The sequence below is a fragment of the Rhizobium quercicola genome (assembly GCF_021168455.1).
In the GTDB taxonomy this organism is placed as follows: Bacteria; Pseudomonadota; Alphaproteobacteria; order Rhizobiales; family Rhizobiaceae; genus Ferranicluibacter; species Ferranicluibacter quercicola.
This window is the reverse complement of record NZ_JAJOZR010000009.1, coordinates 187,280-210,798: the sequence shown is the minus strand read 5'-3', so window position 1 is coordinate 210,798 and position 23,519 is coordinate 187,280. Positions and strand designations below refer to the sequence as shown.

Here is a 23,519-nt window from a genome sequence, read left to right as displayed (position 1 = left end):
CTCAGCGCCCGAAGCGGCGGGCGCCGAAGACGCACAGGATGACGCAGACGGTGATGCCCAGCATGTCGGCCGTGACCGGCTCGTGCAGGAGGGTTGCCGCCAGTGCCAGCGCGAAAAAGGGTTGCAGCAGCTGCAACTGGCCGACGGCGGCGATGCCGCCTTGCGAGAGCCCCCGATACCAGAAGATGAAGCCGATCAGCATGCTGAACAGCGAGACATAGGCAAGACCGAGAAGAGCCGGTGGCTCGATGCCGGCAAAACTCGCCGGCATCGTCAACAGCGCGAGGCAGAGCATGGGCGGCAGCGCCAGAACGAGCGCCCAGGATATCACCTGCCAGCCGCCCAGGGTCCGCGACAGCTTTCCCCCTTCGGCATAGCCGAGGCCGCAGACGATGATCGCCAGAAGCATGAGAAGATCGCCGAGCGGGGACGCGCTCAGCCCCTGCGCCAGCGCATAGCCGGCAACAAGTGCGCTGCCCAGCAGAGAGAAGATCCAGAAAGCGGGCTTCGGCCGCTCTCCGCCCCGGATGACGCCGAAGATGGCGGTCGCGAGTGGCAGAAGGCCGATGAACACGATCGAATGGGCCGAAGTGACGTGCTGCAGCGCCAGCGCGGTCAGCAAGGGGAAGCCGACGACGACACCCAGCGCGACGATCACCAGCGAGGCGATCTCCCGCGGTGCCGGCCATTTCTGGCGCAGCAGCAGAAGGAGCCCGAGGGCCAGCAGGCCCGCAATCGCCGCGCGGGCGACCGTGAGGAAGACGGGATCGAACTGCATCACGGCAAGCCGCGTGGCGGGCAGCGATCCGCTGAAGATCACCACGCCGATCATTCCGTTCAGCCAGCCGGCCGTTCCCCGATCCATCACGCACTCCTTCGACACGCCCGTCTCGTTGGGCCGGTGGGTCCTTATTGACCGGCCTGCCCGGCAGTGCCAGAAACGGTTCCGTACAGTTCATCAAAACTGTTGTGGTCAAGGAGCCTTACAGATGGAGCCGATCGCGCGTTCGCCGAGCCGCACGACGATGGTGATGGAGACGATCCGTCTGCGCATTGCCAGCCGCGCGCTGCTGCCGGGCGCGAAGCTGCCGTCGATCCGCAAGCTTGCGGCGGCGCTGAAGGTCTCCACATCGACCGTCGTGGAGGCCTACGAGCGACTGGTCGGGGACGGGACGATCCAGTCGCGACCGGGCTCGGGCTTCTATGTCGCGCAGCATGCGGGCGCGACCGCGATCCCCTTTTCGGTTGCCGATGCCGGACCGAAGCGGGATCGGGCCATCGATCCCTTCTGGGTGTCCCGCCAGTCGCTGGAAGCAGACGCACAGGATGCGAAACCCGGATGCGGCTGGCTGCCGCCGAGCTGGCTGCCGGAGGATGGCGTGCGGCGCGCGCTGCGCACCTTGTCGCGTGCCAAAAGCCCTGTCCTTTCGGAATACGGCTCTCCCCTCGGTCTCGCGCCCCTGCGTCAGCTCATCGGCCGGCGTATGGGCGAACGCGGCATCGACGCCTCTCCGGACCAGATCCTCCTCTCGGAATCCGGCACGCAGGCGATCGATCTCCTCTGCCGCCTGCTGCTGGAGCCCGGGGATACCGTGCTCGTGGACGATCCCTGCTACTTCAATTTCCATGCGCTCTTGCGTGCGCATCGGGCAAAGATCGTCGGCGTTCCCTACACGCCGACCGGCCCGGACATCGATGCCTTCGCGACGGCGGTCGCGGATCATCGGCCCCGGCTCTACATCACCAATTCCGCCATTCACAATCCGACAGGTGCGATCCTGTCGCCCGTCACGGCGCATCGGGTTCTGAAAATTGCCGAGCAGAGCAACGTCGTCATCATCGAAGACGACATCTTCGCCGATTTCGAGCGCAGTCCGGCACCGCGGCTCGCCGCCTTCGACGGGCTCGATCGGGTCATTCATATCGGGAGCTTTTCGAAGACGCTGTCTGCCTCGGGACGCTGCGGCTTCATCGCCGCAAAGCCCGAATGGATCGACAGCCTGACGGACCTGAAGATTGCGACGACCTTCGGCGGCGGCCGGTTGACCGCCGAGCTCGTGTACGGCGTCTTGAGCGACGGGAGCTACCGCAAGCATCTGGAGGTGCTGCGCCAGCGGCTGGCAACCACGATGCAGACCGTCTCGACACGGCTGCAAAACCTCGGCGTCACCCCGTGGCTCGAACCGCAGGCCGGCATGTTTCTCTGGTGCCGGCTTCCGGACGACAGGGATGCCGCCGACGTGGCGCGCAGCGCCCTGCAGCGGGGCCTCGTGCTCGCGCCCGGCAACGCCTTCAGCCTGTCGCAAAGCGCGACGACCTTCATGCGCTTCAACGTCTCGCAAATGCAGGAGCCGCATGTGTTCGACATTCTGCGCGACGTGCTGAGCGCGCCGCACGCTCCGAAGGATCGCCCCTGAGTCATCGCCTCCGGCGTGCGGCGCGCGGGATCACTTCCAGCTCGTATAATCCCCGGCCGTGCATCCGAACGGTGCGCGCTGGTCGCCGAAGCGCTTCTGCAGCTGGTCGCAGCCCCATGCGTTGACCGGTGCCGGCATCATATTATTGATGTCCATGCCCGGCGACTGGAACTGCGTGTCGGAGGCGAGGACATACCAGAGCCAGAAACCGACGATGCCGACCACCATGAGAAGCAGCACGCCGAGGACCATCTGCAGCCGCTTCCAGATCGAGACCGTCTTCCGCGGCGCTTCCACGAGCTGCGGGCGATCGTCGTGTTCGTCTGCCGCCCTCTCGAACGGCAGAAGGGCCTCCGCGCGCTCCGCATCGGTCATTGAGATCCGCATCAGACGGTCGTCGAGCAGCACGGGAAGAGCCGTGTTTCCGTGCCGGACGGCAAGAGCGACCGCCTTCCCCCCGTTCGCACCGACGATCAGCGGCTCCTCGCCGTTGCGCATCCGCGTATAGGCCGAACGCTTGGTCTTGTCGTCCGCGAGCGTGTCGTTGTAGGTGATCGACAGGATATCGCGCTTGCGATCGAAGGCGGCGGTTTCCACCGGCACGGGCACCAGCATCGCGGGATGCCGCAACTGTCGCCGGACGCGCCAGATTCGCAGGCTGAGAAAGATCATACCGATCCCGAGGCCTCCGAGGAAGAGCACGAAGAGCGTCAGCGTGATGATGCGGTTCCACAGCTTGTCGAGGCCGAGGCTCATCGTGGCGAGTTCCGGATGATCGCCCGAGATGACGAGACCGGTCTCGTAGTCCCCGACATGGAAATCGACGAACATGATCTCGACGTCGCTCGCGTAATCCTTGCCGCCATAGCTGTAGACAAGGCGGGCTTCGCAATCGGTGAAGATGGCTTTTCGGGTCGTGCAGCGCCCGTTCTGGACGTCGCCATCCTCGATGAGGATCGGATTCTGGCTGATGGTGAAATCGCGCAGCACGCCCGGGCCCTCCCAGACGAGCAGGAAAGCGCATAGCGCCAGAATGATGGGCGTCGACCAGTAATAGGCCCGCGGGGTGGAGATGACATCGGGTGCCAGTCCCAGCGGACGGCGGGGAAGCGAGAGTTCGGGCAAATCGAGACCTTTTCGTATAAGTCGCTTTCAGCGTCCATGGCACAGACGAAGCGCCCGGGGAAGATGTAGAGTTCCACTTACGCAAGGCCTCTGCCGCTCCTGGCCGGCATCGGCATCTCCATGGCAAGCACAGATGAGACTGGAAGATTTGCCGGCATGGCGCTACATCGCCGGGGAGATCGCGCGCGGGCCATGCCGGCGCCTGCCGAATGAAGGACCCTTCATGTTTCCTGCCAATCCCGACTGCGGAAAGCTGTTCGACGAGATGGACTGGTCGCGGACACCGCTCGGGGCTCGGGAGGACTGGAGCGTGGAGCTGAAAACGCTGACCAACGTCATGCTCGGTTCGCTTCAACCGATGCTGATCGTCTGGGGGCCGCAGCAGGTCACGCTCTACAATGACGGCTACGCCGTCATGTGTGGTCACCGGCATCCCGCGGCCTTCGGACATTCGTTCCGCGCGCTCTGGCACGACATCTGGGATGCCGTCGAACCCATCATCACCGCTGCCTATGACGGGCGGGGCACGTCGATGGACGATATCGAATTCACCATGCATCGGAACGGCTATCCTGAAGAAACGCACTTCGCCTTCTCCTACACGCCGGTGCGCGATCCCTGGGGCACGGTGCTCGGCATGTTCTGCGCCTGCACGGAGATCACCGCGCAGGTCATGGCGCGCCGTGCGGAGCGGACGCAGCGGGAGCGCTTCCGCCAGGTGTTCGAACTCAGCCCCGGCGGCATTGCCATGCTGGTCGGCCCGAACCATGTCTTCGACTATGCGAACGAAGACTATTACGCGATGATCGGCGTCGGTCGCGATATCATCGGAAAGACGGTGGCCGAAGCCGTGACCGAGGTCGTGCGCCAAGGGTTCATCGATATTCTCGATGGCGTCTACCGGACCGGCGAAAGCTTCATCGCGCGCGATCTGCCGATCCAGCTCAACCGTGGCCCGGACGGCGAGATGCAACATCGTCTGATCGACCTCGTCTACCAGGCGATGCGGCAGGAGGACGGCACGATCAACGGCATTCTCGTGCAGGCCCGCGATGTGACAGACCTCCGGGCGGAGGAGGCCAGCCGGGAGCTTCTCTCCCACGAGCTCGGGCACAGGCTGAAGAACCAGCTCGCCATGGTGCAGGCGATCGCCTCGCAGACGCTGCGCAATGCGCCCGACATTGCCTCGGCACGCCAGAGGCTCTCCGAGCGGCTGGCCGTACTCAGCGCCGCGCATGACACGATTCTGGAAGGCGGGCGCGGGACATCCACAGTGCGCCAGCTCGTCCAGCAGATGACGGACCTGCACGACGACCCCGCCGCACCGCGCTTCGTGACGACGGGGCCGAATCTCAAGATCGGCTCCCGACCCTCGCTCTCCCTGTCCCTCATCCTGCATGAACTGGCGACGAATGCCGTAAAACACGGTGCGCTCTCCGTGTCGACCGGCAGCGTCGATCTGCGCTGGCGCGTCGTCATGCCGGAGGCCGACCGGTTCGAGATGATCTGGACGGAGCGCGGCGGCCCGACCGTCGCAGAACCGCGCGTCAAGGGCTCGGGCTCCCGACTGATCTCGGCGGGCCTCAACGGCACCTCTGACGGGCATGTGGAAATGACCTATGCGCCCGAAGGCCTTCGCTGCCTCGTGACGGCCGATCTCGAAAGCTTCCAGAGGGAACATTGATGGCCCACCATCCACGCTCCGCTCCCGTCCTCGTCGTCGAAGACGACGGCCTGATCCGAATGGATCTCGCCGATCTCATCGTCGACATGGGTCTTGCCGTCATCGAGGCGGGAAACGCGGATCAGGCGTTGAAGGTCATGGACACCCTGCCCGCGATCTCCGCGCTGCTGACCGACATCGACATGCCCGGCTCCCTGAACGGGATCCAGCTCGCGCATATCACGGCAAGCCGCCACCCCGCCTGCCCCCTCGTCATCATCTCCGGCCGCTACAACCCGGCCGACGGCACGCTCCCGGAAGGCGCCGTCTTCCTGTCGAAACCGATCTCGGAGCGGGCGCTGAAACGCACGCTCGCGGCTGTGAAGCTGATCGAGGGTGACGCGGGATGATCTCTCGCCGGTCATCCCGGCCGCTGAACGCCCCTCGTTTTGCCACAGCCGTAGGGCGAAGACGCAAACGCGCCGGCGCCGCGAAATTCGAACGCCGTCGCCTTTCACCCTTGCGGCCCTGCCACCGAGCGTGTATTGCCCACCCATCGGCACGGAGTGTAGCGCAGCCTGGTAGCGCATCTGGTTTGGGACCAGAGGGTCGGGAGTTCGAATCTCTCCACTCCGACCAATTTCCCCTTCAGAAATGGCCTTTTGTGAGAGCGACGGTTTTTCCACGGCATCGCCGCGAGACCATGCAGGCTGCGCTGTGAACGGAAAATTCGGTCGAGGCTGCATCAAGGTCATTCCGTTTTCACCATTTGTGCGTTATGCCACAGGAAAGCCGGCTGAGCCGGCAATTGCCATGCTTGGAGTTTGAGGAATGTCCGCCAAGATTTATCGTCCCGCCAAGACCGCCATGCAGTCGGGCAAGGCCAAGACCAATCTCTGGGTGCTCGAATTCGATCAGGAAACGCCCCGCACGATCGATCCGATGATGGGATATACGAGCTCGGCCGACACCCGCCAGCAGGTCAAGCTGACCTTCGAAAGTGCCGAGGCCGCCGTTGCCTATGCCGAACGCAACGGCATCGAATATCGCGTCATCGCGCCGAAGGATCCGACCCGGAAGAATGTTTCCTACAGCGACAACTTCCGCTACAGCCGCATGCAGCCCTGGACGCACTGATACCACCCGCGCCGCCGACAGCGGCGCCACCGGCCCCTTAGCTCAGCTGGATAGAGCACCTGCCTTCTAAGCAGGTTGTCGCAGGTTCGAGCCCTGCAGGGGTCGCCAAAACTCAACAAAAACAAGGGTGTGATTCGCCGTGCGACTTTGGCGCGCCTTTCTCGCGATGCGACATTCGCATCCCGACAGGCTGCACCCCCCTCCAAAAGCTCTCGAACTCAGTCCGGCTTTGCCGCCGCGAGCTGTGGCGGCAGTGTAATGCGGGCGCCGGGGGTGATCGACAGGGTTTTGGCGGTGCCGGCGTTCAGTTCGACGACATAGGCGACGGGGACGCGGGAATCGATGATGGATTCGGATTGGGGAACGGCGTTTTCGTGGAGGGTTTCGACCTTGCCGTTTTTCGAAACGAAGAGCATGTCGAGTGGGAGGAACGTGTTCTTCATCCACATCATCACCGGACGCGTCTGGCCGAAGTCGAAGAGCATACCGTGATCGGCGGGCATCGCGCGGCGGAACATCAGGCCCTGGGCGCGCTGGTCGCTGTCGAGCGCAAGCTCCACGGTCAAGGCATGCGCCTTGCCATCGGTCGTGACGATCGTCAGCGGCGCCTTATCGAAAGTGACGTCCGCAGCGAATGACGGTCCGGAGGCCAGCAGCGTTGCGGCGATGAGGACGGCGCGGCCCGCGGCCCGGCGCAGGCTCAGCATCTCACGTCCGTCAATGTGCGCGGCCGGTGGGCGCGGGCACGTCGGGGTGAATTTCCGCGGCCATGAGACCCTTGTCGCCATCGCCGAAACGCACGAGAACCGTCTGGCCCGGGCGCAGCTCCGTCAGGCCGAAGCGGCGCAGGGTTTCCATGTGGATGAAGATGTCCTCGGTGCCGTCACCACGCGTCAGGAAGCCGAAGCCCTTTGTGCGGTTGAACCATTTCACGAGCACACGCTCGAGGCCGCTGGTCGGCGTGACCTGCACATGCGTCTTGACGGGCGGCAGCTGCGAGGGATGGATCGCGGTCGACTGGTCCATGGAGAGGATGCGGAAGGCCTGGTATCCGCGGTCGCGCTTCTGGATCAGCGCGACGATGCGCGCACCTTCCAGAACCGTCTGGTAGCCATCGCGACGCAGGCAGGTCACATGCAGAAGAACGTCCTGCATGCCATTGTCCGGAATGATGAAGCCGAAGCCCTTGGCGACATCGAACCACTTGATGACGCCGGTGATCTCGATGAGATCGAGCGCATCGCCGCCAAGCTCTTCATCTGGTGCGACATCTTTCGCCGAAATCCTGTCCACCATTGTCTGCCAGCCCCTCGAATACGCATCACGATTGCTGCGGTTAACTGATTCTTGAGCATCAGAATAACATCGTCCCGCCGCTTGTGGGCAAGTCCCCGGGACGAAATTTGCCGCTATCGGTAAGCTATGACTCCAGCCTTGTGTCTGGCTGGCGCAGCGCTAGATAGGAGGTGCAACAACAGGAGAGAGGGCTTTCATGCGCTATCTGCACACCATGGTTCGGGTTAAGGACCTTGATCAGGCACAGCATTTTTACGGCACACTGTTCGGACTGCAAGAGGTGCGCCGGACGGAAAACGAAAAAGGGCGCTTTACGCTGGTCTTCCTCGCCGCGCCCGGCGACGTGGATCACGCACAGTCGCGCCTGTCGCCGTGCCTCGAGCTGACCTACAACTGGGACACCGAGGACTACACGGGCGGCCGCAACTTCGGCCATCTCGCCTACGAGGTCGATGATATCTACGCCATCTGCCAGAAGCTGATGGATGCGGGCGTCACCATCAACCGGCCGCCACGCGACGGCAACATGGCCTTTGTCCGCTCGCCAGACGGCATCTCCATCGAAATCCTGCAGAAGGGCGCGCCCCTTGCACCGCAGGAGCCGTGGTCGTCCATGGAAAACACCGGCGCCTGGTAGGCAGGTCCGCGAGACCCTTTCTGTAAAGATCACCCTGCGACGAGATTCCGATCGCCGCAGGGTCACGGCGCAAGCTCCACGCAACGGGGCCGGCGCATAGCTCTCCCTGAAGATCTGCCCGGGCATGTGATTTCGGGCATCGGCCATGATGGCGCGGCCCTGACGCTTGCCATCGATCTCAGCCGTCGATCGGGAGATGCAGCGTTGCGATACGGCCCTTCGTCAAAACCCTTTCTCGCAAGCGTCGGCTGCGTGGTCTTCGCCGCCGTGCTCCTGACGGGCTGCGTCACGGGCAAGCCCGTCACGGATCAGCTGGTCGAAGGCGTCGTTGCGCCCGAAGTCGGCGAAACGGATGTACCGGTCGTCGCCTCGGGGCCCGCGTCACCGACGTCTCCGGCCGCGCAAGCTGCAAACGGCCCGTCCGCTGCGCAAATGGCCGCCCAGCCGCCGGCGCCCGCACAGCCGGGTGCCATTGTCATGCAGGGGACAGGACTGCAGGCGACGTCGAGCAGCATCTTCTCCGTCGGCGGCACGGCCGGTGCCTCGCCCGTTTCGGGCGGCGGATCCACGCCGGCGAGCCTTTTTCGCTCTGCACCGCAGGGTCAGACCACGTCACCCCTTTCCCAGCAACCCTTGCCGCTTCAGTCCACAGATGCGGGGTATCAGGTTCAGGGCGCAGCCACGTCTGCGCCGACGGGCGAGATGCCCGCCGAGGCTGCGCTGGCGACCCTGAAGCCCGGAACGGCGCCGCAGCCGGCCGAGGCGACGCGGACGGCGTCCCTCATCGGCCTGTTCGGCAAATCCCGTCCCGGGTCGGGCGAGGCCACAAGCGCGTCCGATAAGCCGGCTAACAACAAGGCGCTCTCCGGCATGGCCGGCATGGCGCCGCAGCAGGTGGCGGCGCTCAGCTACACCGCCCTGCCCGGCATCCGTGCGCGTTCGATGTTTGCGACCGTCGACGATACGGCCGAGAATCACGACGACACCAGCCCAGAGGTTCAGATGGCGTCGCTCTCCGGTCTGGCCCGGCTGGCCCCGAGCGGCCTTCTGCTGCAGACGGAGACGGTGGAGACCGGCTGCTTCAAGCCACAGCTGCTGACCATCCTGAAATCGGTGGAGCGGCATTTCGGTAAGAAGGTGCTCGTCACCTCGGGACGGCGCAGCCTTGCGCACAATATCCGGGTCGGTGGCCGGCCGCAGTCGAGACACCTGACCTGCGAGGCCGCCGATATTCAGGTGGCGGGCGTCAGCAAGTGGGATGTCGCAACCTTCCTGCGCGCGGCGGACGGGCGCGGCGGCGTCGGCACCTATTGCCACACGCAGTCCGTCCACATCGACATCGGACCGCGGCGCGACTGGAACTGGGCCTGCGGCCCACGAGATGCTTAGGCCGCTGATTTAAATCGATTATTTTGCACTATTGCCACCGTCGTCCACAGCGATGATATTTTTACGACAAAATGACATTTGCGGCTTGCGGTCCCCAAAACCGCTGACTATAAAACGCCCACCGCAAAGCGACTGCGCCCTTCGTCTATCGGTTAGGACACCAGATTTTCATTCTGGGAAGAGGGGTTCGACTCCCCTAGGGCGTACCACTTTGCGGCAAAACCCCTCCTCCTTCGTATCTGATTTCGCGCTTGAGCGCTTGCGCGCATCGCGTTGGTATTGCGCGAGAATCGTGCCGGATCACCTCCTTAGAAATTCGTCGCTTCGTGCGCTTTTCCTCTTGCCTCCGGGCGATCCTCAGCCTATAAGCCGGCCACCAGCGAATGCGCCCTTCGTCTATCGGTTAGGACACCAGATTTTCATTCTGGGAAGAGGGGTTCGACTCCCCTAGGGCGTACCATTTGGTCCCTACGCATTCGCAAAATCAATGCCTTAGCGGTGGCATTGGCTAACATCGGCTTCCGATTAGCCATTTCTCGTTGTCCCTTCGTTCTCACGCTGCACCGAACGTCTTGATGATTGCGGCGTTAGCCATTTTCTTCTGGTCTGCTGCCTTCACGTAAATCTCGACTTCTCCCAGGTTCTTATGGCCGGTGATAGACATGATCTCGTTGGCGCTGCATCCTGCCTCTGCGAGCCTACGAAACGATGCCTTCCTTAGCCCGTGGGGCGATCTGTGAGGCGGGAGGCCAGCGTCCCTAGCCGCTTCGATTATCCAGTTGGTGAAAGCCTTCTCCGAACGCGCCGCGCCTTGTGCTGTCACAATCAGGTTGAGGTGGCTATGCGTGATCAGGCCTAGCAGCTTGCGGAAATCCGCATGCACGGGAATGTTAAGCTCGACCTTCCCCCCGCTCTTCTGTGTCTTGAAGACGATGTGGTTGCCCTGGATATGCTGCCGACCAAGCCGAACCACGTCAGCCCGACGCAAGCCGGTGTAGAGCAAGATCTCGAATGCGAGCCGCTGGGGCGCACTCTCTGGCCAGTGTGCGCGGAAACGCTCGATATCCTCCTCTGTCCACGTCTCGTAACCGGTAGCCGTATGCTTGATGCGCTTCACCGCGCCCATGGGGTTGTCGGTGCGGAAAGCGGCCTCGAACGGGGTCAGCTTGACTTCCCCGAAGACGGGCTGCGTTGCCGGGCGGTCGCCGGTTTCCGATACCCACTGCGCCGTCAGGTTGGCGGTGCGCTTCGGCATCGTCACGTCTGCGGATGCGATCTGCATGACGCGGGCGTACTGACGAACCGGGGAGAAGTTGACGACGTTGCGGAGGAGTTCGGCAACGAACGTTTCCGGCACGAGGAAACCACCGGCAGCGTCGGTCGAGACTGTCAGGGCACGGACTTCCATATCGGACAGGCCACGGTCGCCACGGCGAAGATAGGTGCCGAATGCGCGGGTTTCGGCGCTGGGGCCGTCTTCCTGCGACTGCTGGCCTGGACGATTGAGGCGCGTTTCGAGCGCGGCGATGCGGTCGGCAGCGGCGCGGAGTTCCGTCTGGTGTGCGGTGTGCCGGGTTTCGGCAGCGGCGCGGATCTCTTCGACGGCTGCGGTAGCCGCTGCCAGCGGATCGGTGTTGTCGTCGGAGCGCGTTTCCAGCGGCAGGGCCGAACGCGTTTCGATGGCTTCATGCTTGGTCATATCAGTTCCTTTTCAGAGAGAGCGCGGCGAGGCGGCAGGCGGATACAAAGGCCGCTGCGCTTTCACGGCCTGTTTCGGGGTTGGAGATGCGGACGGAGGTGACGCCGGAGCCGGGGACGCTCGGCATGGCGACAAAGCTCACTTCGCGGAGACGGGCTTCTGTGATGTGTCGGACGCCGTTGGCACGGCTTTCGTCCTTCACGCGAGAGAAGCCGATGGAAAGGCCGGAGATGTCGCCAGCCAGGAGCATGGCGCGACTTCGCGTGCACGCTGCACTTCGAGATTGAGCTTGCCGATGATCTTCAGGCCATCGTTCTCGACGCGCACGGTGCGGACGGAGCCGACAACGGCGCTCGGATCGTGCGACCATAGAAGCGGGAGGCTCTTGCCATCCCAGGCAAAGGCCCGCTTGTCGAAGGTGGTGCGGTAACTATCCAGCGTATCGAAGCGGACAGCGGTGCCTTCGATGGTGCCGTCTTCGCCCGGAGCCGCAAAACGGACTTCGAGCATGTCGAGGACATCGCCAGCGGCGGCGCTGCGGACCTCAAAAGGGAAACGGGTTCTCATTTGGACTTCCTCCGGCGCGGGGTGGTTTTTGCAAGATCTTGCAAATCAGCTTCCCCAAACATCAGGCTCTGAACTGGTGACAGCGCGAGCGCGTACAGCTTGGAGACGGGCATTGCGGGGGTGTAGGCCTTGATCATGGCCGCTGCTTCCTTCGGGTCCATGCCGCCACCGATCAGAGAAAGTCGAATGATCTCAATGACTTCCGAGTATGCGAAGTCACCGGAGAAAAACCGCTTGGAGAGAAGGCCAATGCCGACGCCGGCCTGTCGTTCAAGCTCGACCACGAGTTCCGGGGTCAGGACGAATGCGTGATCGCCATCCCCGAAATAGATTTTCAGGGCTTCACTCATCGGTCTTGGTCTCCTCCAGCGCTGTCGGCTCCGGCTTGGTGGTCGAGGTGTAGGGATTGGAAAGCTCGTTGCCGGTTGCCAGCGGGGGGAGGTTTAATCCCGATCTGACCTCATTTGCGGTCATCACGCCCATGCTGCGATACTGGCCATAAGCGGTGGCGCGGGTGGCGAAATCGCTGCGGAGAAGCTGGTCAGGAAGGTGCTCGACAAACACGTTTTCACGGTCTTCCGGGGCAATCAGCTTCAGGGTCACTTCGGCTTCCCAACGGGCAAGCCAGGGTGCCAGGGAATAGGTCAGGAACTGCTGGCCACCTGTTTCGGCGTTCGCCCAGGTCTGCCGGCTGTAATCCATGAGGAGGACGGGAGGGACGCGAAGGAGGCGCGCGACCTCTGTGATCGCGAGCGCCCAGATCTCCATGAACTGTGCGTCCACGCTGGTGAAGGAAAGAGGAATGAACGAGCCGCCTTCCTCAATCACGGCAGTCGAAGAGGTGTTGCCGCCGCCCGTCGCTGCCTGCCAGGACGCCTTGATGCGTTTCGCAACCTCTGCACCGAGCTTCTGGGGAAAGCTGAGAATGCCAGAGGGACGGCCTCCGTTCGCGAAGAGACGGCAGGCATGTTCCTGCAACGTGATCAGCAAGCCCACGGCGTTCTTGGCTTCGAGGAGCGGGCTCCGGCCGGTCACGGAGTCCGTGGAGATCGAAGACGGGGCCCGGAGGTGCAGGATATCGGCGTAGGGGATATAACGCTGTCCACCGCCCTCTGTGAGGCGATAGCGGGGCTCGGAGGTGCGAGCGTCGATCTCGACAGAGACAGCGGTCGGGTGAATGCGGTGAAGCTCCACCGGCGCGCCAGCGCTGTCCCGCAAGATCAGGGCGTAACCCGAGCCGTAGTAAATGGCATCGGATGTCAGGAGTTCGCGAAGCTGCGCACCACGCGTCCAGGGGTTGGCATCGCCATTGAGGAGACGAAATGCCGGAAGGGTGTTGTCCCGTTCGCGGCCGGTCTCGGTGCGGCGGAACGCATGAAGGGGGAGGATGCCGACAGCTTCGGAGAGAGCGCGGACGCCGGCTGCTACGGCCGGGACGCGGGCTGCGGTGGCCGGGGTAACGCTTACACCTGCCAGGGAGGCAGACGCGCCGAAGATTTCAAAGTCGAAAATGGTCGGTTCTGCAAGGGAGCGTGTCTCTCCGGCGCTCGCCATTGCAACTTCTTGCACAGCCGAAGCTGTCTTCCGTCCGAAACCAAACATCGCCAAGTCCTGTTATCGCCTGGCAATCCATATTTCACACAACTCGATTGGGTGCAGCAAGTATTATTGGCACACGCTTCTACTGGTACACCGCATGTTCCGCGTTGATTTTTTGGGCTTTACAGTATGGGGGATCTGGACAAGGCCGGAAGGGTTCAACTCCGAAAGAAGGAATACCCAACATGCCGAGATACAGTGTTAGCCAGCGGAAGATTGTCACGTTCCAGGGCCATGTCGAGATCGAACTGCCGGAGGGTGTGGACCCCGTGCGCCACATCAACGAGGAAACGAATGCCGGGCGAGATCCTTTCACGGGTGCCTGGACGGAAATGGCGGCGTCAATGCTGTCTATCGACGTTGCCCCCATCGAAGAGCCGGTGCAGGATTAATCATAAAGATCCGGGGGGCTTCGGCTCCCCCATTCTACGATGAAGGACTAACGGATCAAAGATCCAAGCCTCTCAATATCTGCAACGTATGCGCTGGCTTTTTCCGATATCGACTGCGCATAGTTTTCCGCGTAATCGATAGCGCGTTTGCTCCCGTGCAGCTCAGCTTCGAATTGTTCGACCGGAAATAAGTCCGCCACCTCCATCATCCTTTCGAGTGCGGTTACTTGTCCGTCAAAGTATATTGTTAAGGTTGTGATTGTGATCTTATCGGGTAAACCAATTTTCGCTTCAAATTCGCTGAAAACAGGCCTTCGTATAGCCTCCGCAATCATCACCAACACGCTCTTCGTAACCGATATCTGCGTAGTTCTCGGCATACTAGCGTGGTCGAACTTCCCCCTCATCTCTTTGATTTGAAATCGTATTTCAATCGAAGACTGAATTGCTGCTTCTGCTAGATTTACGTTGCTACGGACATTTACACGAAAGTTGACACGCGCATGGTCGGCAGTCGATTGGATTTGCTTCGATAAAAAGTAGACGGTCGGGATAGCTGCGATAACCGCAGCCCATCCGCCGAGCGCGGAAACCCATTCTCGGAAACACTGTTCGCTGGCAGATCCGCAAAACGCCTCTCTGCCGTATAGAAGGCGGAAAAATACAACGACGATAACAAGGGCCGGCAAAAGCCAGCCCCATTGGTCCCACTGTTTTCGAAAATCCACGGCATCCCCCATATCCTTCCTGTCACTGTCAGTGCATGACCTAGGTCCGTCAAGGGGCGTGCTCGTACCGCTTGAGGACAACTAAAGCTTGGATACGACTTCGGCCTTGATGGCCTTCGACTGTTTCCAAGCCTCGTAGTATTCGGGATCGATCCGAGAGACGATCTGCCTCTGGCTTTCCGCGATGGCGTCAAAGATGACGTGCGGGCGATAGGACGGCCAGAACTTTGCGAAGCGGCGCTCGTACTTCTCCAGCGGAAGATCTCGGAGACGTTCATCAAAGGCTATCACGTCCTCGTAGGGAGCCATGACCGCCTCCTCCCCATCGTACATTTCACGGTGCGCCTGAAACCGTGCAGCCTCCCGCTGAAAGGCGATCTCCGCTGCCGAGGTCGAGATATTTGCAACAAATTGCACTGGATGGATTTCGGGGGAAACCTTCATAGGGGTTACAGCACCGGCAACCGGCTTAGACGATGCACGTTTGCCTTCGATGATCTCATCATCCGTCCATCCCCGTTCTGCCCGCTTACGGATGGTCGAGGCCGACACCTTCTGCAGCTTGGCTATGCGAGACGACGTGTAAGTGTCTCCCGTGCGGGAGTAGTTGAATACGAGCGTATCGCCCTTGTTGTTGTTCTGTGTGCGCTTGTCAGCCCAACGGACTTTCCCCGGTGCATATTCGGGGTCAGCGTTCTGGATGCGATCAAGCGTAGCGCCTTTCGCGGGCATAGGACCAACGATCCGAAGGAAGGATGCAAAGTCCATGAAGTCAGGATGGACGACAGCGCCCTTCGCCTTCTGTCGAGATAGCATGTTGCGGTGGCTGTTGGCCTCGCCCTGGTAGCGCTCTCGGAGCGCCATCTTGGACAAGGTTGCGCAATCCTCCGCCACCGAGGGCGATGCACCCTTCGGGATTTTCTTAGCAGCGTGACACGACATTTCCGGGTTACTTACGAGCGTGACATTTGCCTTCTGGGGGAGGTGCGCAAACGCCTGTGCTACAGCGCTTTCGGGGGTTTTCTTGGCGATTTTCTCATGTCGCGTAGGCTGAGAAAATTTGAGCTTAAGCATAGGACTATTGTTCACAGTTTGCTCCATTCCGGCCCTGAGGCCTTGCGAGATTTGTGAACAATCGATAGGGTGATCCTTGCAGTAGGTTTGCCCCTCGACTGTTCTCCCTAAGGCCTTCGACGTTTCCCGCGTCGGGGGCCTTTTCCGTTTGACGTTAGGCACGGGTTTTGGCTAATGGGAAGCGGTGGTGGACCGCAGTTTGCTCCAGGCCTAGCCGGGCCGGAAGTATCGGCGGTTAGCCAATCCTATAGATTTCTTTTTGGTATCAATGCCGGGGTTATGGTCCGTTAGCCAAGATAACCCATTGAAATCGCTGCATAGTGCGTCACCCCTAGGGCGTACCACCTGGCTCCCCTCACCTGAACATTCGACGTGAATTTCGCCCTGCAAAGGGTAGAGACCCGGTCTCATGGCCTTTCGACATGCGCTCACGCGGCCTGCCGTGACGTCGGGTCGATAGTGCCACGATTATTATTCCATACGATCGTCGAACCGTCTGCCGTCCGCCTATACGGCGCGGGCCGCATCGAGGATGCGCAGTTGGACGCGGCGCGTCCCCTGCCAGATATCGGCCGAGAGGCTTCCGGCGAGATGCATGGTTATTCCCCGCGACGCGAGAAGAAAGTCGCCGAGCGGCGTCTGGAAGGCGCGGAAGGCGATGGCGTCGAGTCGCGCGCCGTCCTGCCCCTCAAGCGTCACCTTGACATGGTCCGTTCCGATCTGGCGCACGTCGCGGATCCTGTGGGCGGGGATGGCGAAGATCGGCTGCGGATGGCCGGAGCCGTAAGGGCCCGCCTGCTCCAGCCGGTCGATCAGTTCGATGGTCGCGCCGGAGGCTGCCAAAGCGCCGTCGATCTTGACCGTCTCGGCGGCCACCAGATCATGGACGGTGCGGGCGGCGCGCTCCTCGAGGAAATGACGCAGGCGCCCGAGATTGGCGCGTTCGACGGTCAGGCCGGCCGCCATGGCGTGGCCGCCGCCCTTGACGAGAAGCCCCTCCTCGACGGCCGCGCGAACGACCTTGCCGATGTCGAAACCGGCGATCGAGCGGCCCGATCCGGTTCCCCGGCCATTGAGATCGAAGGAGATGGCAAAGGCCGGGCGGCGGAAGCTTTCCTTGAGACGGGCCGCAAGCAGGCCGACGATGCCGGGATGCCAGTTCTCCCGTGCCGTGACGATCACGGCGGCGCCGTCGCCATTGCCATATTCCGCCAGTACCTCGGCCTGAGCCTCCATCAGCATCACCTGCTCGATCGCCTGACGTTCGCGGTTCAGCTCGTCGAGGCGCGCGGCGATCGCGTCGGCCTCGTTGCTGTCGTCCAGCGTCAGCAGACGGCTGCCGAGTGCGGCATCGCCGATGCGACCGCCGGCATTGATGCGCGGTCCCACGAGAAACCCGAAATGGTACGGCGTGACCGGGCCGCTGAGGCCCGCCTTGCGGAAGAGCGCGGCAAGGCCGGGGTTCTTCATGTGGCGCGCAGCGATCAGCCCCTTGACGACATAGGCCCGGTTCAGGCCCTTCAGCGGCACCACATCACATACGGTCGCCAGCGCCACGATATCGAGATGGGACAGGAGATCGAAGCTGCCGGCCCGCAGGTCGCCCCGCTCGCGCAGGACGCGCAGCAGATTGACCAGTACCAGCATGACGACGCCGGCCGCGCAGAGATGCCCCTGACCTGACAGATCGTCCTCTCGATTGGGATTGACCAGCGCGACAGCCGGCGGCAGTTCGCCCGAGACCTGATGGTGATCGATGACGACGACGTCGATGCCGCGCGTCCGCGCGCGCTGCAGCGATTCGTGGCTGGTCGAGCCGCAATCCACGGTCACGATCAAGCCGGCGCCGTTGTCGATCAGCTTGTCGATCGCACCCGGGTTCGGGCCGTAACCCTCGAAGATGCGGTCCGGAATGTAGATTTCCGCCGTGACGCCGAAGTGGGTGAGCAGGCGATAGAGGATGGCGGATGAGGCCGCGCCATCGACATCGTAGTCGCCAAAGATGGCGACACGTTCCTGCCGCGCGATCGCATCGGCGATGCGGACCGCGGCTTTCCGGCAATCGGTCAGCGTGTCGGGGTCCGGCATCAGGCTGCGGATGGTGGGATCGAGGAACGCGATGGCGTCTTCCTGCTGAACACCACGGCCGGCAAGGACGCGAGCGATCAGATCGGGAAGACCGTGGACCTGGCTGATCGCCAGAGCCCGGTTTTGGCCCGCCTGGTCCAGCCGCGACGCCCATCTCTGGCCCGTGACCGACGTTTCGACGCCGAGAAAGGCCCGCGGAACCGGGTCCGGAAGCTCGCTCATACGTGCGCCTTCCCGTCGGACAAGGGCCGCGTGACCGACAGTTCGGACGAGGCAGAGCCGATCTCAGTAATCCTTCGGACGCTCGATGCGGATAACCTGCGGTTCGCCGACGAGATAGCCCTCGCCCTTGATTGCCGCCACGGCATCGCGAACCGAGTGCTCGGCCGTCGCGTGCGTGACGAGAATGATCGTCTGCGGCTTGCCGGTTTCCTGTGTGTGCTTGGAATGCTGCATGATCGATTCGAGCGAGATACCGTTTTCCGCCATGCGGGAGGCGACGCTGGCGAAGACGCCGGCGCGGTCGATGACCTTGAGCCGGATGAAATAGCCGCCTTCATGGCTCTGGATCTGCGCGCGGGTGTAAGGGATGAGCGCCGCGACCGGGCGGCCGAAGGCCGGAACGTGCTGGGCGCCGGGACGGCTCTTGGCGATATCGGCGATGTCGCCGAGCACGGCGGAGGCCGTCGCATTGCCCCCGGCACCGGGGCCTACCATCAGAAGCTCGCCGAGGATATCCGATTCGATCGCGACCGCATTGGTGACGCCGTCGACCTGGGCGATGACGGAATCGAACGGCACCATGGTCGGGTGCACCCGCTGCTCGATGCCGCCGCTGTCAGTGCGCTGGGCGACGCCGAGGAGCTTGATCCGGTAGCCGAGATCGGAGGCCGCCTGGATGTCCTCGATCGAGATATTGGTGATGCCTTCGAGGTAGATATCGTCCGCCGCAATCGCGGTGCCGAAGGCAAGACTCGTGAGGATCGACAGCTTGTGCGCCGTGTCGTTGCCCTCGATATCGAAGGCAGGGTCGGCCTCGGCATAGCCGAGGCGCTGGGCTTCCTTCAGGCACGCCTCGAAGCTGAGGCCTTCCTTTTCCATCTTGGTCAGGATGTAATTGCAGGTACCGTTCATGATGCCGTAGACGCGGGCGATGGTGTTGCCGGTCATCGATTCGCGCAGCGCCTTGATGACGGGAATGCCGCCGGCGACCGCCGCCTCGTAGTTCAGCAGAGCGCCATGCTCTTCGGCAATGCCTGCGAGCTCGATGCCGTGGGCCGCCAGCAATGCCTTGTTGGCGGTGACGACATGGATACCGCGGGCCAGCGCGGTCTTCACCGCAGAATAGGCCGGATCGCCCGCACCGCCCATGAGCTCGACGAACACGTCCATCTCTGCCTGCGCCGCCAGCGTTCCCGCATCGGCAAACCAGATGTCATCGGCAAGCGCGATACCGCGATCCTTGGCGCGATCGCGCGCGGTCACGGCAACAACCTTGATCGGCCGGCCGCAGGTCGTGGCCAACGTTTCGCGGCGTTCGGTGAGAATGCGGACCAGAGAGGCGCCCACGGTGCCCAAGCCCGCAATGCCGATTCTCAGCGCGTCTGCCATACTCATGATCCTAACTGTCTGAAAAATGTCCCGCCGACGCTGCGGCGGGAGGATGTGTCTTTGGTCTTTCGCGGACCCTGGAAGGGCCTAGCGGCGGGCGTTGAGCGAAATCACGTTGTGCAGCGTGTCGTCGGCGGTGGACAGAAACTTCTTCAGATTCCGTGCCGCCTGGCGGATGCGGTGCTCGTTCTCGACCAGCGCGATGCGGACATAGTCGTCGCCCTGCTCGCCGAAGCCGATGCCGGGGGCGACCGCGATGTCGGCCTTCTCGACCAGCAGCTTGGAGAATTCGAGCGAGCCGAGATGACGAAATTTCTCCGGGATCTTGGCCCAGGCAAACATCGTCGCTTCCGGGGGCGGCACCTCGAAGCCGGCCTTGCCGAAGCTTTCGACCAGCACATCGCGACGGCGCTTGTAGACGGCGCGCACTTCCGCGATGTCGGAGCCGTCACCGTTGAGGGCATGCGTGGCCGCGACCTGGATCGGCGTGAACGCGCCGTAGTCGAGATAGGACTTCACGCGCGTCAGCGCCGAGATCAGGCGCTCGTTGCCGACGGCGAAGCCGATGCGCCAGCCGGGCATGGAGAAGGTCTTCGACATCGAGGTGAATTCGACGGTGCAATCCATCGCTCCGGGGACTTCCAGAACGGACGGCGGCGGCGTGTCACCGAAATAGATCTCGGAATAGGCGAGGTCCGACAGGATGACGATGTCGTTGCGCTTGGCGAAGGCGACGACTTCCTTGTAGAAATCGAGCGTCGCCACATGCGCCGTCGGGTTGGACGGATAGTTGATGATCAGCGCGATCGGCTTGGGGATCGAATGCTTGATCGCCCGTTCCAGCGGCGGGAAGAACGTATCGTCGGGCTCCACGGAGATGGAGCGGATGACACCGCCGGTCATGAGGAAGCCGAAGGCGTGGATCGGGTAGGTCGGGTTCGGGCACAGCACGACATCGCCGGGCGCCGTGATGGCCTGCGCCATGTTGGCAAAGCCTTCCTTGGAACCGAGCGTGGCCACAACCTGCGTGTCGGGATTGAGCTTCACGCCGAAACGGCGTGCGTAGTAGGCGGCCTGTGCCCGGCGGAGACCGGGAATGCCCTTGGACGAGGAATAGCGATGGGTGCGCGGATCGCGCACGACCTCGCAGAGCTTGTCGACGATGGCCTGGGGTGTGGGAAGGTCGGGATTGCCCATGCCGAGGTCGATAATGTCGGCGCCGCCCGCTCGCGCGCTAGCCTTCAGGCGATTGACCTGTTCGAAGACGTAGGGCGGCAGACGCCGGACTTTATGAAACTCTTCCATCTCTCTGACCTTGTCCAGAACGCCTGCATCCGGCCGGATGCGCGTGAGGGCGTTCTCTTTGATGTAATTCGAACAGCGTCTCGGCAAAATGATGACGCGTTCTCCTGCAGTATGCCCGTCGCACCCTTTCCGAAACTGGCCTCTAGCACCGGAAACACTGCAACAGGAAGAGATCTGCAAACATCGCCGGACGTTCTCGACGGCCTGGAACGCTGCAGCACGACCGGAAACGCCTCATGGAAAAGGCGTGATCCACCCCTTGGTCGACGTTCTGGCTTTGCGTCCAAACGCCTCGAAAGGCAAGCCTTAATTGCGGATCTCGTTGAGCGTGTCCGCGCCGTGATGTTCGGCGAGCGCGTTCAGTTCCGCCAGCCGACGGCGGTATTCCGCCTCGGAGATCGCGCCGGAGGCGCGGCGGGCCGACAACGCGCTCAGCCGCGTCGAGACGCTCGCGGCCTCTTCGTTCGTCATCTGCGGCGCCGCGGCGGAAAGCTTGCCTTCGATGCGCGGATAGACATTCGTCGGCACCGGGCGCACCATGGTGGAAGTATAGGCCGGCGTACGATCGGCCTGCGGGGTCGTGCAGCCGACGGCGGCGGCGCAGAGCGCGCCGATCGTCGCAGTGCGCAGCATCGAAGTTCCCGACAGCAATTTCATGGTATCCCTCTACACCCAGATCGTCCGGCGGTTGCCGATTTGCGTGGCGCATCCCCGCCCCGCATGGCAACATGTGCTGGCACTTGTAGTGATATTCGGGCGAAATGTAAAAAGCCAAAACAAAGAGATATGGCGGGAGGATCTGGTGGGAGACGACAAGACGACCGGCAACGGCTCTAGCGCTTTTCCGGGCTTAGATCCGAAAGCCATCGAAGCCTATGTGATCAAGGATCCCGAAGCCCTGACCGTCAACCTTGCGCGCTCGCTGGAGCATGTCGGCAAAGCGGCGTCCGCCTGGCTTGCGCCGCGGGAAAGCGGCGAGAAGGTCGATACGATCGCTGATCCGATGACGGATCTCGTAAAGACCCTCTCCAAGGTTTCCGAATACTGGATGTCGGATCCGCGCCGGTCGTTCGAGGCACAGACGCATCTGATGACCAGCATAATGGGCATGTGGACGCGCAGCCTGCAGAAGGTCAGCGGCCTCGATGCATCTGTCGGCGAGACACCCGCAGCCGCGCCCGTGGCCGACAAGCGCTTTTCCGATCCGGACTGGGTCGCGAACCCCTTCTTCGACATGCTGCGTCAGGCCTATCTCGTGCTTTCCGACTGGGCGGAGACGATGGTGACGCGGACGGAAGGACTGGACGCGCACACGCGCCACAAGGCCGCCTTCTATGTGCGCCAGGTCACGGAAGCCCTCTCCCCATCCAACTTCATCGCCACCAATCCCCAGCTCTACCGCGAGACCGTCGCCGCCAATGGTGCCAATCTCGTCAACGGCATGCGGATGCTGGCCGAGGACATTCTCTCCGGCAAGGGCGATCTGCGCCTGCGCCAGAGCGACACGAGCAAGTTTGCGATCGGTGAGAACATCGCGCTGACGCCGGGCAAGGTGCTGGCGCAAAGCGAGGTCTGTCAGGTCATCCAGTACGATGCCACGACGGAAACGGTGCTGAAGCGCCCTCTCCTCATCTGCCCGCCCTGGATCAACAAGTTCTACGTTCTCGACCTCAACCCGCAGAAGTCCTTCATCAAATGGGCCGTGGACCAAGGCCACACGGTCTTTGTCATCTCCTGGGTGAACCCCGACGAGCGGCACGCGGCCAAGGACTGGGAATCCTATGCGCGCGAGGGCATCGGCTTCGCGCTCGACACAGTGAAGCAGGCGACGGGGGAAGACGAGGTCAATGCGGTGGGCTATTGCGTCGGCGGCACGCTGCTCTCGGCAACGCTCGCGCTGCATGCGCAGGAGGGCGACCGGCGCATCCGGTCCGCGACCCTCTTCACGACGCAGGTCGATTTCACCCATGCGGGCGACCTCAAGGTCTTCGTCGATGAGGACCAGATCGCGCAGATTGAAAAGCGCATGAGCGAGAAAGGCTATCTCGAAGGGTCGAGCATGGCGCTCGCGTTCAACATGCTGCGCGCGTCCGAGCTGATCTGGCCCTATGTCGTCAACAACTACCTGAAGGGCGTCGAGCCCTCGGCCTTCGACCTTCTCTACTGGAACGCCGATTCGACCCGGATGCCGGCCGCAAACCACTCGTTCTACCTGCGCAACTGCTACCTCGAAAACAGGCTCAGCCGCGGCGAGATGGTGCTGGCGGGCAAGACGCTGTCGCTGAAGGATGTGACCATCCCCATCTACAACCTCGCGACACGGGAAGATCATATCGCGCCGGCGAAGTCCGTCTTTCTCGGCAGCAGCGCCTTCGGCGGCGAGGTCACCTATGTTCTCTCCGGCTCCGGCCATATCGCCGGCGTGGTCAATCCGCCCGACAAGCGAAAGTACCAGTTCTGGACAGGCGGTCCGCCGGTCGGCGAACTGGAGGACTGGATCGCGAGCGCCAGGGAAACGTCGGGCTCTTGGTGGCCGAACTGGCATGACTGGGTGGCATCTCTCGACGGCGAGCGGGTTCCTGCCCGGCGGACGGGCGGCTCGATGAACTCGATCGAGGAAGCGCCAGGCTCCTTTGTCAGGGTTCGCGCCTGAACCAAGGGGCGGCGCCTGCTGGCGAGGCAAGTATTTCCGGAACTTCGACGGTTTGGGCTGTGGTTTTGCTCTCGCCTTCATTGCCGACACCCGTCCTTGCCTTTAGCATAAGCGGAAAGACGGTCCGAAAGGTGTGGCC

At 62.6% G+C, this 23,519-nt stretch carries 23 protein-coding genes and 4 tRNA genes; 12 read left to right on the top strand and 15 right to left on the bottom strand.

The annotated features are described in order from the left end of the window. Position 1: 1 nt before the first annotated feature. The gene (locus LRX75_RS15560) at positions 2-865 is read right to left on the bottom strand and encodes a DMT family transporter (RefSeq protein ID WP_231815656.1); all 864 of its coding nucleotides are present in this window, start codon (positions 863-865) and stop codon (positions 2-4) included. A 124-nt stretch (positions 866-989) separates the two neighbouring features. On the opposite strand from LRX75_RS15560, the gene LRX75_RS15555 reads away from it, so the two are divergent. Next, positions 990-2,417 (top strand): aminotransferase-like domain-containing protein, encoded by a 1,428-nt coding sequence (locus LRX75_RS15555; RefSeq protein ID WP_231815655.1) that lies wholly within the window; start codon positions 990-992, stop codon positions 2,415-2,417. Positions 2,418-2,447: 30 nt separating this feature from the next. Here the strand turns inward: LRX75_RS15555 and LRX75_RS15550 are convergent, their stop codons facing one another. Continuing rightward, positions 2,448-3,542 (bottom strand): hypothetical protein, encoded by a 1,095-nt coding sequence (locus LRX75_RS15550; RefSeq protein ID WP_231815654.1) that lies wholly within the window; start codon positions 3,540-3,542, stop codon positions 2,448-2,450. A 223-nt stretch (positions 3,543-3,765) separates the two neighbouring features. Here LRX75_RS15550 and LRX75_RS15545 point away from each other — a divergent pair, with 223 nt between their 5' ends. The 5 genes from LRX75_RS15545 (at position 3,766) to LRX75_RS15525 (ending at position 6,450) form a co-directional block, all read left to right on the top strand. Next, positions 3,766-5,226, top strand: coding sequence for a sensor histidine kinase (locus LRX75_RS15545; protein WP_231815653.1), 1,461 nt, complete (start codon positions 3,766-3,768; stop codon positions 5,224-5,226). Continuing rightward, positions 5,226-5,615: a response regulator gene (locus LRX75_RS15540; protein WP_231815652.1), complete on the top strand. Its 390-nt coding sequence runs from the start codon at positions 5,226-5,228 to the stop codon at positions 5,613-5,615. The genes LRX75_RS15545 and LRX75_RS15540 overlap by 1 nt, the downstream gene beginning before the upstream one ends. A 152-nt stretch (positions 5,616-5,767) precedes the next feature. After that, a tRNA-Pro gene (locus LRX75_RS15535) sits at positions 5,768-5,844 on the top strand. Positions 5,845-6,036: 192 nt separating this feature from the next. After that, positions 6,037-6,342 carry an ETC complex I subunit gene (locus LRX75_RS15530; RefSeq protein WP_062468020.1) on the top strand — a complete coding sequence of 102 codons (306 nt, stop codon included), beginning with the start codon at positions 6,037-6,039 and terminating at the stop codon, positions 6,340-6,342. Between the two features lie 31 nt (positions 6,343-6,373). Then, positions 6,374-6,450, top strand: a tRNA-Arg gene (locus LRX75_RS15525). Between the two features lie 110 nt (positions 6,451-6,560). Here the strand turns inward: LRX75_RS15525 and LRX75_RS15520 are convergent. Together LRX75_RS15520 and LRX75_RS15515 are read right to left on the bottom strand one after the other, a co-directional pair. Further along, positions 6,561-7,049 carry a DUF192 domain-containing protein gene (locus LRX75_RS15520; RefSeq protein ID WP_231815651.1) on the bottom strand — a complete coding sequence of 163 codons (489 nt, stop codon included), beginning with the start codon at positions 7,047-7,049 and terminating at the stop codon, positions 6,561-6,563. 10 nt (positions 7,050-7,059) lie between these two features. Next, positions 7,060-7,638, bottom strand: coding sequence for a cold-shock protein (locus LRX75_RS15515; protein ID WP_231815650.1), 579 nt, complete (start codon positions 7,636-7,638; stop codon positions 7,060-7,062). A gap of 196 nt (positions 7,639-7,834) precedes the next feature. On the opposite strand from LRX75_RS15515, the gene LRX75_RS15510 reads away from it, so the two are divergent. From LRX75_RS15510 to LRX75_RS15495, 4 genes are all read left to right on the top strand, one after another. Then, complete coding sequence (locus tag LRX75_RS15510; RefSeq protein WP_231815649.1) at positions 7,835-8,275, top strand: VOC family protein; 441 nt, start codon at positions 7,835-7,837, stop codon at positions 8,273-8,275. A 126-nt stretch (positions 8,276-8,401) separates the two neighbouring features. Further along, a complete protein-coding gene (locus LRX75_RS15505; protein ID WP_231815648.1) occupies positions 8,402-9,664 on the top strand; it encodes a D-Ala-D-Ala carboxypeptidase family metallohydrolase in 1,263 nt (420 codons plus the stop codon). A 134-nt stretch (positions 9,665-9,798) separates the two neighbouring features. After that, positions 9,799-9,873: transfer RNA gene (locus LRX75_RS15500), tRNA-Glu, on the top strand. A 176-nt stretch (positions 9,874-10,049) separates the two neighbouring features. Next, positions 10,050-10,124: transfer RNA gene (locus LRX75_RS15495), tRNA-Glu, on the top strand. Positions 10,125-10,217: 93 nt separating this feature from the next. Here LRX75_RS15495 and LRX75_RS15490 read toward each other — a convergent pair. The 5 genes from LRX75_RS15490 to LRX75_RS15475 are packed head-to-tail and all read right to left on the bottom strand — an operon-like array spanning position 10,218 to position 13,532. Further along, positions 10,218-11,363, bottom strand: coding sequence for a phage major capsid protein (locus LRX75_RS15490; protein WP_231815647.1), 1,146 nt, complete (start codon positions 11,361-11,363; stop codon positions 10,218-10,220). A 1-nt stretch (position 11,364) separates the two neighbouring features. Then, the gene (locus LRX75_RS23425; RefSeq protein WP_420851210.1) at positions 11,365-11,613 is read right to left on the bottom strand and encodes an HK97 family phage prohead protease; all 249 of its coding nucleotides are present in this window, start codon (positions 11,611-11,613) and stop codon (positions 11,365-11,367) included. Continuing rightward, positions 11,562-11,930, bottom strand: coding sequence for an HK97 family phage prohead protease (locus LRX75_RS15485; protein WP_231815646.1), 369 nt, complete (start codon positions 11,928-11,930; stop codon positions 11,562-11,564). Before LRX75_RS15485 ends, LRX75_RS23425 begins: the two co-directional genes overlap by 52 nt. Next, on the bottom strand, positions 11,927-12,280 hold the full coding sequence (locus LRX75_RS15480) for a gene transfer agent family protein (protein ID WP_231815645.1): 354 nt from the start codon (positions 12,278-12,280) through the stop codon (positions 11,927-11,929). Before LRX75_RS15480 ends, LRX75_RS15485 begins: the two co-directional genes overlap by 4 nt. Then, positions 12,273-13,532: a phage portal protein gene (locus LRX75_RS15475; protein ID WP_231815644.1), complete on the bottom strand. Its 1,260-nt coding sequence runs from the start codon at positions 13,530-13,532 to the stop codon at positions 12,273-12,275. The genes LRX75_RS15480 and LRX75_RS15475 overlap by 8 nt, the downstream gene beginning before the upstream one ends. A 182-nt stretch (positions 13,533-13,714) precedes the next feature. Between LRX75_RS15475 and LRX75_RS15470 the strand changes: the two genes are divergently transcribed. Then, positions 13,715-13,921: a hypothetical protein gene (locus LRX75_RS15470; RefSeq protein WP_231815643.1), complete on the top strand. Its 207-nt coding sequence runs from the start codon at positions 13,715-13,717 to the stop codon at positions 13,919-13,921. A gap of 47 nt (positions 13,922-13,968) precedes the next feature. Here the strand turns inward: LRX75_RS15470 and LRX75_RS15465 are convergent, their stop codons facing one another. The 6 genes from LRX75_RS15465 to LRX75_RS15440 all read right to left on the bottom strand — a co-directional run bounded on the left by LRX75_RS15465 (position 13,969) and on the right by LRX75_RS15440 (position 21,360). Further along, a complete protein-coding gene (locus LRX75_RS15465) occupies positions 13,969-14,661 on the bottom strand; it encodes a hypothetical protein (protein ID WP_231815642.1) in 693 nt (230 codons plus the stop codon). A 69-nt stretch (positions 14,662-14,730) separates the two neighbouring features. Further along, complete coding sequence (locus LRX75_RS15460) at positions 14,731-15,723, bottom strand: hypothetical protein (RefSeq protein ID WP_231815641.1); 993 nt, start codon at positions 15,721-15,723, stop codon at positions 14,731-14,733. Between the two features lie 507 nt (positions 15,724-16,230). Further along, entirely contained in the window at positions 16,231-18,033 is a 1,803-nt protein-coding gene (gene recJ / locus LRX75_RS15455) for a single-stranded-DNA-specific exonuclease RecJ (protein WP_231815640.1), read from the bottom strand. 63 nt (positions 18,034-18,096) lie between these two features. Next, positions 18,097-19,422 carry a homoserine dehydrogenase gene (locus LRX75_RS15450; RefSeq protein WP_231815639.1) on the bottom strand — a complete coding sequence of 442 codons (1,326 nt, stop codon included), beginning with the start codon at positions 19,420-19,422 and terminating at the stop codon, positions 18,097-18,099. A gap of 87 nt (positions 19,423-19,509) precedes the next feature. Continuing rightward, on the bottom strand, positions 19,510-20,727 hold the full coding sequence (locus LRX75_RS15445) for an LL-diaminopimelate aminotransferase (protein WP_062596454.1): 1,218 nt from the start codon (positions 20,725-20,727) through the stop codon (positions 19,510-19,512). Positions 20,728-21,033: 306 nt separating this feature from the next. After that, positions 21,034-21,360, bottom strand: coding sequence for an SHOCT domain-containing protein (locus tag LRX75_RS15440; RefSeq protein WP_231815638.1), 327 nt, complete (start codon positions 21,358-21,360; stop codon positions 21,034-21,036). A gap of 169 nt (positions 21,361-21,529) precedes the next feature. Here LRX75_RS15440 and LRX75_RS15435 point away from each other — a divergent pair, with 169 nt between their 5' ends. Continuing rightward, positions 21,530-23,380, top strand: a complete 1,851-nt coding sequence (locus tag LRX75_RS15435; RefSeq protein WP_231815637.1) for a PHA/PHB synthase family protein — start codon at positions 21,530-21,532, stop codon at positions 23,378-23,380. The last annotated feature ends 139 nt before the right edge of the window (positions 23,381-23,519 follow it).